The sequence below is a fragment of the Caldovatus sediminis genome (genome assembly GCF_014644455.1).
GTDB classification, from domain to species: domain Bacteria; phylum Pseudomonadota; class Alphaproteobacteria; order Acetobacterales; family Acetobacteraceae; genus Caldovatus; species Caldovatus sediminis.
The window spans coordinates 403783-416918 of record NZ_BMKS01000003.1 but is presented as its reverse complement, the minus strand read 5'-3'; the positions used below and the strand labels follow the sequence as shown (position 1 = coordinate 416918).

Genomic DNA, 13136 nt, shown 5'->3' with positions numbered 1-13136 from the left:
CACCGCCCATGACGACCGACAGCACCACCGCCACCACCACCACCCGCCGCGGCGCCCTCGGCCTCGGCCTCGGCGCTGCGGCAGCGACCGCCACCGGCGGCTTCCGCCGCGCGCGCGCGCAGCATCCCGCCGAGGTGAAGGTCGCGGTCCTCGCGCCGATGTCGGGGCCCTGGGCGCGCGCCGGCATCCTGGCGCGCCTGGGCGCCGAGATGGCGGTGGACGAGATCAACAACGCAGGCGGCATCCGCGCCCTCGGCGGGGCGAAGGTGAAGCTCGTCATCTACGACGCCGGCGAGAACGCGGAGCGGGCGAAGAACGCCGCGCAGCGCATGGTCGCGCAGGAGCCCGACCTCGTCGGCGGAGAAGGCGCCTGGCTCTCCTCCTTCACCCTCGCCGTGACCGAGGTGACGGAGCGCGCCGAGCTTCCCTGGCTCACCCTCTCCTACGCCGATTCCATCACGGAGCGCGGCTTCCGCTACGTCTTCCAGTCCTCGCCGACCTCGAGCGCGCAGGCGAGGCAGACCCTGCCGACCATCCTCGAGCTGGCGGAGCGCGCGACCGGGCGGCGGCCGAGGCGGCTCGCCATGATCGCGGACAACACCGCCGCGCCGCAGGGCATCGTCAAGCCGATCCGCGAGGGAGAGGCGGCCAGGTACGGGCTCACCATCGTCGTGGACGAGACCTTCACCCCGCCGCTCTCCGACGCGACGCCGCTGATCCAGCGCGTGCGCAGCGCACGGCCGGACTTCCTGCTGCTGCTCTCGACCGCCGTCCCCGACGACAAGCTGCTGGTCGAGAAACTGAACGAGTACGGCCTCGGCCAGGGGCGGCTGCCGACCATCGGGAACGGCGGACACTGGGGCGCGCCGGAGCTGGCGCAGGTGACCAACCCGCAGATCCTCGAAGGAATGATGTTCACGCTCTCGAACTGGCCGGGCAAGGGCCACGAGGATCTGAACCGCCGCTTCGTCGAGCGGACGCGGGAGCCGTGGCTGGGCCACGACTCGCTCCTGCCCTACGCCAACATCCGGATCCTGTGCGAGGCGATGGAGCGCAGCGGCTCCGCCGACCGGCGCAAGGTCGCGGAGGCGATCCGCAGCCTCGACCTGCAGAACGAGGGCCCGGCGCTGCTGTTCCCGAGCCGGCGGCTGAAGTACGACGAGCGCGGCCGCCTGATGCACGCCGAGATGGTGACCTGCCAGTGGCGCGGCGGCGTCCCGCAGGTGGTCTTCCCGGAGGCGATCGCGACGGCGCAGGCCCTCTGGCCGCGGAGCTGACGGGCGCGGCGGGCGGATGCGGGCCTTCCCCGCGCCCCGTGCCGAGCTCGGCGAGGCGCCGGTGTGGGACGCGGAGAGGGGCGCGCTCCTCTCCGTGGACGTCCTCGGGCGCCGCATGTTCCGCCACGACGTCGCGGGGCGGCTGACCGGGGACTGGGCGCTGCCGCGGATTCCGGGCTCCTTCGCGCTGCGCCGCGGCGGCGGGATGCTGATGGCCTGGCGCAACGGCCTCGCGCTCGGCGAGCCCGAGGCCGGCCGGTTCGTGGATCTGCCCGCCGGCCCGCTCGACTTCGCCAGGGAGAGGTTCAACGACGGGCGCTGCGACCGGCGCGGCCGCTTCTGGGTCGGCACCATGGACCGCGCGCTGCGCGAGCCGGTCGGTGCCCTCTACCGCGTGGACCCGGACCTCTCGGTGCATCGCGTGCTCGGCGGCGTCACCCTCTCCAACGGCATCGCGTGGAGCCCGGACGACCGCGTGATGTACCACTGCGACACGGCGGCCGCCGTGGTCCGCGCCTGCGACTTCGACCTCGCGGCCGGTGTGGCGTCCAACCCGCGCGTGCTGGTCTGCTTCGCCGAGGGCGATGGCCGACCGGACGGCTGCGCGGTGGATGCGGAGGGCTGCCTCTGGGTCGCCGTGGTGGAGGCCGGCGTCGTCGCGCGCTTCGATCCTTCGGGCAGGCGCCTGCGCGAGCTGCGCCTTCCCGTCTCGCGCCCGACCAGCCTGTGCTTCGGGGGCGAGGGGCTGCGCACGATGTTCGTCACCTCCATGCGCCACGGCATGACGGCCGAGGCGCTGGCGCGCGAGCCGCTCGCCGGCAGCGTCTTCGCGCTGGAGGCGGGGGTCTCCGGCCTGCCGGAGACGCGCTTCGCGGGGTAGCGGCGCCGCTCAGATCACCCCTTCCTCGGCGAGCGCGTCCACCTCGCGCCGCGAGTATCCGAGCAGCTCGCCGAGGATGGCGTGGTTGTCCTCGCCGTAGCAGGGCGCGCCGCGGTCCGTGATGCCGCCCGAATAGGCGGGCGTGGCGGAGAGCTTGATCGGCAGCTCGGCCACCGGCCAGCGGCCGATCTTCGTGCCCGTCACCTCGGTGAGCCACTCCAGCGCGGCGAGCTGGGGGTCGCGGTCGCAGCGGTCCTCCGCGGTCTGGCAGACCCCCGCCGGCACGCCGGCGGCCTGCAGCCGCAGCATCGCGTCGTAGGGGTCGAGCCCGCGCGTCCAGGCCCCGACGGCCGCATCGAGCGCGTCCTGGTGCGCGAGCCGCGCCTCCAGCGTCGCGAAGCGCGGGTCGGCGCGCCAGTCCGGCCGCCCCGCCACGCGGCACAGCGAGGCCCAGGCCGCGTCGTCGAAGCAGGCGATCGCGATCCAGCGGTCCTCGCCCGCGCAGGGATAGGCGCCGTGCGGCGCCGCCGGCTTGCAGGGCGAGCGGTTGCCGATGCGCGTCCAGGCCCGCCCGTTCGCCGACCAGTCGAGCACCGTCGGGGCGGTGAGGAAGATGCCGGCCTCGCACTGCGAGGAGTCGATCCACTGCCCCTCGCCGGTGCGGTCGCGGTGGTAGAGCGCGCCCAGGATCGCGAGGCCGAAGCCGTAGGCGCCGATCCAGTCGAGGTAGGAATAGCCCCAGCCCGCCGGCATCGCGGGCTCCGGCAGCCCCGACATGTCGGCCGTGCCGGCGAAGGCCGCCGCCACCGGGCCGACCGTGCGGAAGCGCCCGTAGGTGCCCGTGCCGCCCATGCCCGATTGCTGCACGTAGATGATGTCCGGACGCAGCGACCGCAGCACGTCGTAGCCGAGGCCGAGCCGCGCGAGCACGCCGGGCGAGAACCCCTCCGCCACCACGTCCGACACCGCGATCAGGCGCTTCGCGATGTCGAGGCCCTTGGGGTGGCGGATGTTCAGCGAAAGCCCGCGCTTGCCGGCGTTCTTGTTGTTGAACTGCCCGCCCATGTCGGGGTCGGTGACGCCGGGCAGCGGCGCCGTGGCCTTCTCGCGCGCCGCGCGGCCGCCGACCGGGGCCATGGCGGCGAGGCGCGTGTCGGGGTTCTCCTTCCACTCGACCTTGATCACCTCGGCGCCGAGTGCCGCGAGGAACCGCGTGCCGCCGGCGGAAGCGAGGAACCAGGAGAAGTCGAAGATCCGCACGCCCTGCAGCGGGAACGGCCTGCCGCGCGGGGACAGGCGCGGCGGCGCGGCGGGGCGCGGCCGCGCCGGCACGGAGGCCGCCGGGCGCGCGCCGGGCAGCGCGTCGAGGACCGCGCGCGTGTCCTCGCCGAGCAGCGGCGCGCGGCGGCCGGCCTGCCAGGCGGTCCTGTCGCTCAGCCACTTGCTCACCGGGTAGCGGAAGCTGCGGCCGAGCTCCGGGTGCTCGATGTCGGCGAAGGTGCCGCGCCTGAGCCAGTGCGCGTCGGTCGCGTTCTCGTGCGGCTTGCGCAGCGGCGCCCAGAGCAGGCCCGCCTCCTGCGCCTCGCGCCAGGGCAGGTTCTCCCAGGTGTGGGCGCGGATGAAGCGCTGGATGATCTCCAGCACATGCGCCCGCGATTCGTCTCCCGCGGCGGAGCCAGGCACGTTGCGCGCGCGCAGGTCGGCGCCCTCCGCCGGGCGCCCGAGGTCGGCCTGCATGCCGTAGCGCTCGAGGAACGGCACCAGGTTCGCCTGGTCGCGCGCCGAGACGCCGTAGGCGATGCACCAGCGCCCGTCCTTGGTGTGGCCGACGTTCGGCACCTGGGTCGGCTGCTCCACCGCGTGGCGGCAGGTCTGGCGGAACAGGGGCGCGCGGCGCATCACCCAGGACATCACGTCGAGCTCGGTGTTCTTCGCCACCGCCTCGTGGATGGCGCAGGAGACGTCCTGGCCCTCGCCGGTGTGCAGCCGGTGCAGCAGCGCGGCGACGATGCCGACCGCGAGCTGCTCGCCCGCGATGTGGTAGGCGTGCCAGAGCTGCGGCGCGATCGGCGGCGTGTCGTAGCGCTGGCCGGGCGCCGGGTCGTAGCCGCAATTCATCATCACCCCGCCGAGGGCGAGGTGGACCAGGTCGCTCGCCTGGAAGTCCTTCCACGGCCCCGTGTCGCCGAAGGGCGTCATGCGCGCGTGGACCAGCGCCGGAAAGCGCTTCGTGACCTCGCCCGGCGCCAGGCCCAGCTCGCGCGCCAGGGCGCCGCGCGTCGAATCGAGCAGCACGTCGGCGCCGCCGATCAGCGCCAGCATCTGGCGCCGACGCGCCTGCGGGTCGGCGTCGGGCACGACGGAACGCTTGCCGCGGTTGTAGGCCCAGAAGTGCAGCGAACGCTCCGGATGCGGCGCGTCGTCGAGGAACGGGCCGATGCGCCGCGTGGGGCTGCCCTCCGGCGGCTCGACCTTCACCACCTCGGCGCCGAGCCCGGCGAGGACGAGGCCGACATACTCGGCGGTCTCGTCCGCCACCTCCACCACGCGGACGCCGGCGAGCACGCCGGGCTTCGCGCCTGCAGTCCCGATCAAGGCGACCTCCTGGATGAGGCGGGTCCGCGTCGCCCTAGCCCCGGCGCGGACGGAATTTCGGCAGGTTGATCTGGTCCGTCGCGCGCTCGAACACGACCTCCAACGGGGCGCCGATCGGCACGTCCTCGGCCCTGGCGCCGACGAGGTTGCTGATCATCATCGGCCCCTCCTCGAGCCCGACGAGGATCACGACATAGGGGATGTCGGGCGCGAACCCCTCCCAGTAGGCGCGGTGGAAGCGCACCCAGGAGAGCAGCGTGCCCCGGCCGGAGACCGGCTCCCAGGTTTGCTGCCGCGACAGGCAGCGCGGGCAGACCGGCGCGCCGGGATAGTGCCGGTGCCCGCAGTCGTCGCAGCGCTGCACGGAGAGCCGGCCGCGATTGGCGAGGTCCCAGAAGCCCTTGCTGACCGGATCGAGCGTCGGCAGCGGCTTGGCGGGCGTGGCAGTGGCGGTGGTGGCGCTCATCGCGTGTGCTCCTCCGCGGCCGCTCAGCCGGGCGTGTAGATGATGGTGCGCGAGCAGGGCGTCACGGCGGCGAACTGCACCACCTCCGCGCCCGGCACCTGGCGCTCGCCGCACTCGCCGCGGATCTGGCGCACCGCCTCGACGTTCAGCGCCCAGCCCTGCATGTAGGAGTTGGAGAGGTGCCCGCCATCGGTGTTGGTCGGCAGCTTCCCGCCGAGCCGCAGCGTCCCGCCCTCGACGAAGGCGCCGGACTCGCCGCGGCCGCAGAAGCCGAGGCCCTCGAGCGCGAACAGCACGGTCGGGCTGAAATTGTCGTAGCACATGAAGGCGTCCACGTCGCCGGGCCCGACGCCGGCCATGCCGTAGGCCTGCCGCGCCATGTCCTGCGCCTCCTCATACCAGAAGTTCAGGTCGAAATTGGCGATCGAGGCGTCGGTGTAGGCCTCGCGCCCGCCGATGCCGGAGATCAGCACCGGGCGCTTGCGCAGGTCGCGCGCCCGCTCGCGCGTGGTCATGATCAGGCACACCGCGCCGTCGTTGATCAGGCAGTAGTCGAGCAGGCGCAGCGGCTCGCAGATCGGCCGCGCGGTCTCGTGGTCCTCGATGGTGATGGGCTTCTTCATCACCGCGTCGGGGTGGAGGATGGCGTGGTGGCGGAAGGCCACCGACACCTCGGCGAGCTGGCGCGTGGTCGTGCCGTAGAGCGCCATGTGCCGGCGGAACATCAGCGCGTGCGCCGCGCCCGGCGAGGTCATGCCCCACGGGTCCCAGAAGCCGGGCGATTCGTCGCCGCCGTAGTTCACGCGCCGCGAGCGGCCGATGTTGGTGTAGATCAGCGCGGCGTAGTCGCAGAGTCCCGCATGCAGCGCCGCCGCCGCCTCGATGATCCCCATCGCCGACATCCGCCCGTGCGGCGGCAGGCTGATGGTCCAGCGCGGGTTGAGGCCGAGGATCTGGCCCATGCGCGCGTAGTAGGGCACGCGGCAGACGAGCAGCCCGTCTATCCTGTCCTTCTCGATGCCGCAGTCCTCGACGGCGCGGCGGAACGCCTCGGCGCCGAGGCCGTAGTCGTCGGTCTCGGGGAAGCTGCCGTAGGCCGTGTTGCCGACGCCGACGACGGCGATCCTGTCCTTGAGCGCGCGGAAGTCGCCCATCGCCGTCACGCCTCCGGGCCGCGGGCGCCGCCGCGGCCGGACGGCCGGACGGTCCACCTTTCGTCGAACATGGCTGCTTGCCTCCTGCTCCGCGGAGCCCGGCGCCTCGGGCGCGGCCGTCCGCTCGATCCGTTGCCCGGGGCGAAGCTTAGTCCTGCTTCCGACGCCGGCGAAGCCCCCTGCGCCGATGCCCCTGCCGGCGGTGGAACGCGCGGGGGCCGGATTCTGCATGGACAGGCCGGAGGGCGACCGCCCACCCTGCGGGGGCGTGCGCGCGTCCCCGCGGCCGCGCTCTCCACGAACCACGGCATGTTCCCCCTCATGGCATGACGGATCGCGATCCCCCGATCTTCGACGACCGCCGCACGGCCAGGCGATGCGATGGGGGGCGCGCATCGTGATCCGGCGGCGTCCACTGCTCCGCGGCGCGGCGCGCACGGCCGCAGTCGCGCTGACCGCCGGCGGCTGCGCCGCGCCGCGCCGGCTGCCCGCCCCCCCGCCCCCGCCGCCGCCCGGAGCGAGGTCGAGCGAGATGCTGCACCTGGTGACGCTCGGCTGGCACGTGGAGGTGGCGCTGCCGGCGCACGCGCTGCAGGGCACGCCGCTCGGCGCGGCCATGGCTCCGCTGTTTCCGCAGGCACGGCATCTCATGTTCGGCTTCGGCCTGCGCCGCTACTTCGCCCACCCGGATCCAGGCCTCCCCGAGCTGCTTTCCGGCCTGGCGCCCGGTCCGGGCGCGATCCGCGTGATCGGGCTGCACCGGCCGCCGCCCGAACTGTTCGGCGCCGGGTCGGTGGTGGCGCTGCCGGTGACCGAGGCCGGCCTCGCGGACCTCGCCCGGTTCCTGTGGGACGAGCTCGACAGGGACGCGCACGGCCGGCCGCGGCGCGTCGTCACCGATCCGGGCGTTCGCGGCGCCTTCTTCGAGGCGACGGCGCGGTACGATCTCGGCTACACCTCCAACACCTGGGCGGTTCTGGCATTGCGCCAGGCGGGGCTGCCCGTGGATCCGGCGGGCGTCGTCCTCGCCAGCCAGGCGGTGGCCCGGGCGCGCGCGGCCGCCGCCCGCGTGGCGTGAAGCGACGGCTTCCGCGCGCGCGGATGGCCGGGCGATAATGGACCGGGGCAGAGGGAGGCAACGCATGAGGTTCCGTTCCCGCATCGCCGCGGTGCTATTCGCCGCCGCGCTGTCGTCCGCGGCGCCGGCGGCGGTCCAGGCGCAGGACGCGCCCGAATTCCCGAACCGGCCGATCCGCGTGGTCGTGCCGTTCGCGGCCGGCGGCCCGACCGATCTCGTGGCCCGGCTGCTGGCGCCGAAGATGAGCGCGGTGCTCAACAACCAGCCGATCGTCGTCGAGAACCGGCCGGGCGCCGGCGGCGTCACCGGCGTGGACGTGGTCGCGAAGGCGGCGCCGGACGGCTACACGATCGGCTTCGGCAGCGCCGGCGCGCTGGCCATCTCGCCGAGCCTGCCGGGCCGCTACATGCCCTACGACACGCTGCGCGACCTGGCGCCGATCACGCTCGCGGTGCTGGTGCCGGAGCCGGTCGTCGTTCCGGCGAATCAGCCCTTCCGCACCATGCAGGAGTTCATCGCCGCCGCGCGTGCCCGGCCGGGCCAGCTCAACTACGGCCACACCGGGCCGGGCAGCATGCCGCACCTCGCGGGCGAACTGATCAAGTCCGCGGCGGGGATCGATCTCGTCGCCATCGCCTATCGCGGCGGCGCGCCGCTGACCACCGCGCTGCTCGCCGGCGAGGTCCAGATGGGCCTCGCCGACCTGCCGGTGCTGCTGCCGCACATCCGCGCCGGCACGATCCGCGCGCTCGCGGTCGGGAACCGGGAGCGGCTCCCGTGGCTGCCCGACGTGCCGACGATGGACGAGGTCGGCCTGCCCGGCGTGGACACCAACAACTGGCACGGCATGGTCGCGCCGGCGCGCGTGCCGGAGCCGGTCCTGAACGCGATCCACCGCGCCGCGGCGGGCGCGCTGCGGGACCCGGAGGTGGCGCGCGGCCTCTACGACCAGGGCGCAATCCCGGGCGGCAACAGCCGCGAGGAGTTCGCCGCCTTCATCCGCAGCGAGATCGCCAAGTGGGCGGAGGTGATCCGCCGCGGCAACGTGACCGCGGACTGACCCGCCGGCCGCGCGCTCAGGGCGCGGCCGGGTAGTCCGCCTCATTCAGCACCCAGCCCGGCCGCCCGGAGAAGTCGCGCCGCGGCGGCGCGAAGATGTCCACCAGCCAGTTGGTCCCCGCGCCGACCGCCTGGCTGGTGTGGATCGCCGGCGGCGGGATGACGCAGAGCGAGGGACTGCCGCAGAGCACGTGCTCGTCGTTCCGCCACAGCCGCATGTCGGTCGTCCAGGGCCAGCGCAGGTGGTGGACGAACTCGCCTCGCAGTGCGAGGGAGCCCTGCTCGAAGTCGTCGTGGTGGTGAGGCGACATGCGCCCCGGATCGCGCGGGCCCTGATGGGGCGTGAGGACGTTCACCATCAGGGTCGTGCAGCGGAAGATGCGCCCGAAGCGGCCCGGTGTCTCCGGCACGTCCAGGCTGTAGGCGCGCAGCCGGAACCCGCCGGGCGGGCCGGGCCAGGGCGCGAGCGGCGCGACGTTCGGATGCGGCGCGGCGTAGGAGGCGGCGTTGGCGCAGCGCGCCGCCAGGTCCTCGGCGCGGTGGCTGAACAGGCGGCGGACCGGCCCGGCGCCGAGCACGCGCAGGCTGCTCCCGCCGGGCGGCAGGATCAGCAGCGAATGGCCCTCGACGCGCGCCGTGCCCTCGGCCGTCGTGACCTCGGCCGCGGTGCCGGGGTCGGGCAGCAGCACCATGTACTCGTCCGGCTGGGACTCGCGGGCGAGCACCGCGCCGGGCCGCGCCTCGGTGTAGGCGCGGACGAAGTTCTGGCCGCGTCCGTACCAGCTCCGCGCCCGCGCCGTCTCCTCCTGCGGCGGCGTCTCGCGGAAGCGCAGCTACCCGGCTCCCGCCATGGCCGTCACCGGCGGCAGCCTCGCCGCGCTCCCGCGCCGCCCAGCGCGGCGCGCGGATCGCTCGCGTCGTACGCCGCCCGTCCTCCTAGCCGCGCCGAAGGTAGATCGGCGTCTTGCCCATCACCCGCATCGCGTGGTCGGCGGCGAACAGATCGGCGTAGTGCAGCACATGCGCCTCGACGGTGTTCCCGTGGAAGGGCGCGTTGGTCGCGTGGGTCGCGACGGTGCTGACCACGCGGTGCGGGAAGCCGAGGTCCTTGAGCAGCATCGCGCCCACCACGCCGTGCGGCAGCTCGTGGAACAGGCGCGAGTGGCCCTGGCCGTCCTCGCCGGCGTCGCGGCGGTAGAGCAGCGGCTTGTCCACGTCGTGCAGGACGAGGATCGAGACCATCGTGTCCCAGTCTATGCTCACGCCCCAGTCCGCGGCGGCGCGCCGGGCGAGGTCCACGCCGGCGCGCGTGACCTCGTTGACGTGCTCCGCCAGCGGGTAGAAGGGTGGCCCGGCCTGGAAGGGCATCTCCGCGAGGTCCTCGTAGGGGCTCGAGGACCAGGCGCTGACCCAGGCGGTGACGATGCGGTCGCGCACCTCCGGCGAGACCAGGTCGAGGCCCCAGAGCCACTCCTCCACGGCCTTGCGGCGGGAATTGCTGGCGCGGTCGATGGTGTAGGGGCTGTCCGACATGGCGCAATGGATCCCGATGTTGGCGGGCCGCACGTCGCGGCCGTGCGATGGCACGATCTTCGCCGGCGTGCCGGCGGGGGCGAAGATCCCGCTCCACCGCGCCGAGGGCGGGCCAGCGGGGTTCGGCGCCCCCATCGCGCCGTGCGGGCGCGGGATGTCCACCATGCCGGTCTCCCCTCCGCACGGCGCGCCGACCGCGGCGCTGCGCCGGTTCAGCCTGCCGCCGCGACCTCCAGCACATGCTCGGCCAGCGCGAGCGAGGCGGTCAAGCCGGGGCTCTCGATGCCGAAGAGGTTGACCAGGCCCGGCACGCCGTGCACGGCGCGGCCCTGGACGACGAAGTCCTGCGCCGGCGCGCCGGGCGGGACGATCTTCGGCCGGATTCCGGCATAGCCGGGCATCAGCGCGCCGTCCGGCAGCTCGGGCCACCAGCGGCGGATCGCGGCGTAGAAGCTTTCGGCGCGGCGCGGGTCCACGGTGTAGTCCAGCCGGTCCACCCACTCGACATCCGGCCCGAACCGGGCCTGGCCGGCGAGGTCGAGCGTCAGATGCGTCCCGAGCCCGCCCGGCACCGGCACCGGATAGATCAGCCGCGAGAAGGGCGAGCGCCCGGCGAGCGTGAAGTAGTTGCCCTTGGCGAGATACGCCTGCGGCACGTGCCCCGCCGGCATCCCCTCGAGGCTGCGCGCGAGCCGCGGCGCATGCAGGCCCGCGGCGTTCACCAGCAGCCGGCAGCCGAGTTCCATCGGCTCCGCCCCGCCCACGCGCAACGTGATGCCCGCCTCGCCCACGCGGCCATGCTCCACCGGCGCGTGGAAGGCGAAGACCGCGCCGGCGTTCTCCGCGTCGCCCTGCAGGGCGAGCATGTAGGCGTGGCTGTCCACGATGCCCGTCGAGGGCGAGACCAGCGCCGCCGTGCAGCGCAGCGCCGGCTCCATCGCCTTCGCCTCCGCGGCCGGGATCAGGCGCAGATCGTCCACGCCGTTCGCCGCCGCTCGCGCCCGGATCGCCTCCAGCCGGCCCGCCTCCTCCTCGTTCGTCGCCACGATCAGCTTGCCGCAGTTCCGGTGCGGCACGCCCCGCTCCGCGCAGTAGGCGTAGAGCATCCGCTTCCCGGCGACGCAGGTGCGCGCCATCAGGCTGCCCGCGGTGTAGTAGATGCCGGCATGGATGACCTCGCTGTTGCGCGAGGAGGTCTCGGTGCCGATACCCTCCGCCGCCTCCAGCACCAGCACCTCGCGCCCGGCCAGCGCCAGCGCGCGCGCGACCGCGAGCCCCACCACCCCCGCGCCGACGACGACGCACTCGACCGACTCCACGCGCCTTCACTCCCTCACCCAGTCGGGGTCCTTCACCAGCATCGCATCCTCGACGACCACCGCGTCGAGGCCCGTCGTGTGGAACATCAGGACCGCGTCCTCCGCGCCGTGCAGGATCGGCCTGCCCATCACGTTGAAGGAGGTGTTGAGCAGGATCGGCACCCCGGTCAACCGATGGAACGCGGCGAGCAGCGCGTGGAAGCGCGGGTTCCACTCGCGCCGCACGCTCTGCAGCCGGCCCGTGCCGTCGGCGTGCACCACCGCGGGGACAAGCGCGCGCTTCTCCGGCCGCCAGCGCAGCGTGCGCTCCATGTAGGGGCTCTCCTGGTAGTCCTCGAACCAGTCCGGCCCGTGCTCGGCGAGGATGGCCGGCGCGAAGGGCCGGAAGGCCTCGCGGAACTTCACCTTGGCGTTGATCAGGTCCTTCATGCCGGCGGGCCGCGGATCGGCCAGGATCGAGCGGTTGCCGAGCGCCCGCGGCCCGAACTCCGCCCGCCCCTGCGCCCAGCCGACGAGCTTCCCCTCGGCGAGCAGCCGCGCCGTCTCGGCGATCACGCGATCTTCCGGCAGGCGCTTCAGCCGTGGCTCCCACGCCGCCATCGGCCCGAAAAGCTCCGTGCGCAGAGGCGAGCCGAGATAGGGCGAGACGAAGCCGCGCGCCGCCGGCGGCCGCGCCCCGCCGCGGTCCTCGGCGATCGCCAGCCACGCCGCGCCCACCGCGTTGCCGTCGTCCGCCGGGGCGGAGGGCACGTAGAGGCGGCGGAACGGCGTGCGTTCGACGATCCTCCCGTTGAAGGAGGAGTTCAGCGCGCAGCCGCCGGACAGGACGAGGTTCTCCGACGGCGCCTTCGCCGCCGCCTCGGCGAGCAGCACCGCCATCATCTCCTCGAACACCTCCTGCCCGCAGCGCGCGAGGTCGGCCCAGCCCTGCGCGCCCGGATCCGGCGGTCGCCGTGCCGCGATCGTCCCCGCCACCTCGCGCGCCGTCGCGGCGTCGGCGAACACCAGGTCGCCCTCGCGCACCGTGTAGAGGCGCCGCAGGAGCCCCAGCAGCTCCGGGTCGCGCCGCCCATAGGGCGCGAGGCCCATCACCTTCCACTCCTCGCCCTTCACCTGGTCGAAGCCGCAGAGGTCGGTGACGAGGCCGAAGAAGAAGCCGACCGATTCGCGCCCGACATGCCGGCGCAGGGTCTCGATCCGGCCGCCGCCGTAGCGCTGGATCGCCGCCGCGCCGACCTCGCCCATGCCGTCCACGACGAGCGACGCCGCCTCCTCGAAGGGCGAGCCCCAGCAGGCAAAGGCGGCGTGGCAGAGGTGGTGGTCGTAGCGCCGCAGCGTGACGCGCGCATGGCCGCGATGCCGCGCCAGCGCCAGCAGCACGCCGCGCCCGGCGCGCTCCTGCTGCTGGTGCAGCGCCGCGATCAGCCCGTGCTCCGCGATCTCCGGCACCAGGGAGCGGTTGAGCGCGAGGCCGCGCCGCGCGATCGCCTCCAGCGCGAAGCCGCCGCGCGCGGCGCGTCGCGCCAGGCCCTCGGCGAAGGGGGCGCTCCAGGAGGCGGCGACGACGATCTCCGCGTCCTTCTCGACGTGCCGCTCGAGCAGCGCCGCGACGCGCTCCGCGGGGTCGGGCTCGCAATTCGGCGCGCGCTTGTATTGCAGGAACCGCTCCGCCGCCTCCGCGAAGCGGATCTCCCCGTCCTCGCCGAGGATGGCGATCGCCGGATCGTGGAAGGTCGTGGCGAGGCCGATATAGGCGCGAGGTGGCATCGGGGGCT

The 13136-nt window shown here is 74.1% G+C and carries 11 protein-coding genes; 4 read left to right on the top strand and 7 right to left on the bottom strand.

What is annotated here, in order from left to right:
* Positions 1 to 8: 8 nt before the first annotated feature.
* The gene (locus tag IEX99_RS07105; RefSeq protein WP_188899312.1) at positions 9 to 1277 is read left to right on the top strand and encodes an ABC transporter substrate-binding protein; all 1269 of its coding nucleotides are present in this window, start codon (positions 9 to 11) and stop codon (positions 1275 to 1277) included.
* A gap of 16 nt (positions 1278 to 1293) precedes the next feature.
* Positions 1294 to 2157, top strand: coding sequence for an SMP-30/gluconolactonase/LRE family protein (locus IEX99_RS07100; RefSeq protein WP_188899311.1), 864 nt, complete (start codon positions 1294 to 1296; stop codon positions 2155 to 2157).
* A 9-nt stretch (positions 2158 to 2166) separates the two neighbouring features.
* Here IEX99_RS07100 and IEX99_RS07095 read toward each other — a convergent pair whose 3' ends face one another.
* Genes IEX99_RS07095 through IEX99_RS07085 form a run of 3 tightly spaced genes read right to left on the bottom strand, consistent with a single transcriptional unit; the run spans position 2167 to position 6372 of the window.
* The gene (locus IEX99_RS07095) at positions 2167 to 4752 is read right to left on the bottom strand and encodes a CaiB/BaiF CoA transferase family protein (protein WP_229677854.1); all 2586 of its coding nucleotides are present in this window, start codon (positions 4750 to 4752) and stop codon (positions 2167 to 2169) included.
* A gap of 34 nt (positions 4753 to 4786) precedes the next feature.
* Positions 4787 to 5218, bottom strand: a complete 432-nt coding sequence (locus IEX99_RS07090; protein WP_188899310.1) for a Zn-ribbon domain-containing OB-fold protein — start codon at positions 5216 to 5218, stop codon at positions 4787 to 4789.
* A 23-nt stretch (positions 5219 to 5241) separates the two neighbouring features.
* Positions 5242 to 6372, bottom strand: a complete 1131-nt coding sequence (locus IEX99_RS07085) for a thiolase family protein (RefSeq protein ID WP_188899309.1) — start codon at positions 6370 to 6372, stop codon at positions 5242 to 5244.
* Between the two features lie 532 nt (positions 6373 to 6904).
* Here IEX99_RS07085 and IEX99_RS07080 point away from each other — a divergent pair.
* Together IEX99_RS07080 and IEX99_RS07075 are read left to right on the top strand one after the other, a co-directional pair.
* Positions 6905 to 7450 (top strand): DUF2459 domain-containing protein, encoded by a 546-nt coding sequence (locus IEX99_RS07080; RefSeq protein WP_188899308.1) that lies wholly within the window; start codon positions 6905 to 6907, stop codon positions 7448 to 7450.
* Positions 7451 to 7514: 64 nt separating this feature from the next.
* Positions 7515 to 8510 carry a Bug family tripartite tricarboxylate transporter substrate binding protein gene (locus IEX99_RS07075; RefSeq protein ID WP_188899307.1) on the top strand — a complete coding sequence of 332 codons (996 nt, stop codon included), beginning with the start codon at positions 7515 to 7517 and terminating at the stop codon, positions 8508 to 8510.
* A gap of 16 nt (positions 8511 to 8526) precedes the next feature.
* Here the strand turns inward: IEX99_RS07075 and IEX99_RS07070 are convergent, their stop codons facing one another.
* From IEX99_RS07070 to IEX99_RS07055, 4 genes are all read right to left on the bottom strand, one after another.
* Complete coding sequence (locus tag IEX99_RS07070) at positions 8527 to 9234, bottom strand: cupin domain-containing protein (protein WP_188899306.1); 708 nt, start codon at positions 9232 to 9234, stop codon at positions 8527 to 8529.
* A gap of 211 nt (positions 9235 to 9445) precedes the next feature.
* The gene (locus tag IEX99_RS07065) at positions 9446 to 10207 is read right to left on the bottom strand and encodes an HD domain-containing protein (protein WP_188899305.1); all 762 of its coding nucleotides are present in this window, start codon (positions 10205 to 10207) and stop codon (positions 9446 to 9448) included.
* A gap of 47 nt (positions 10208 to 10254) precedes the next feature.
* The gene (locus IEX99_RS07060; RefSeq protein WP_188899304.1) at positions 10255 to 11361 is read right to left on the bottom strand and encodes an NAD(P)/FAD-dependent oxidoreductase; all 1107 of its coding nucleotides are present in this window, start codon (positions 11359 to 11361) and stop codon (positions 10255 to 10257) included.
* Positions 11362 to 11367: 6 nt separating this feature from the next.
* Positions 11368 to 13128: a carbamoyltransferase family protein gene (locus IEX99_RS07055; protein WP_188899303.1), complete on the bottom strand. Its 1761-nt coding sequence runs from the start codon at positions 13126 to 13128 to the stop codon at positions 11368 to 11370.
* Positions 13129 to 13136 lie beyond the last annotated feature (8 nt).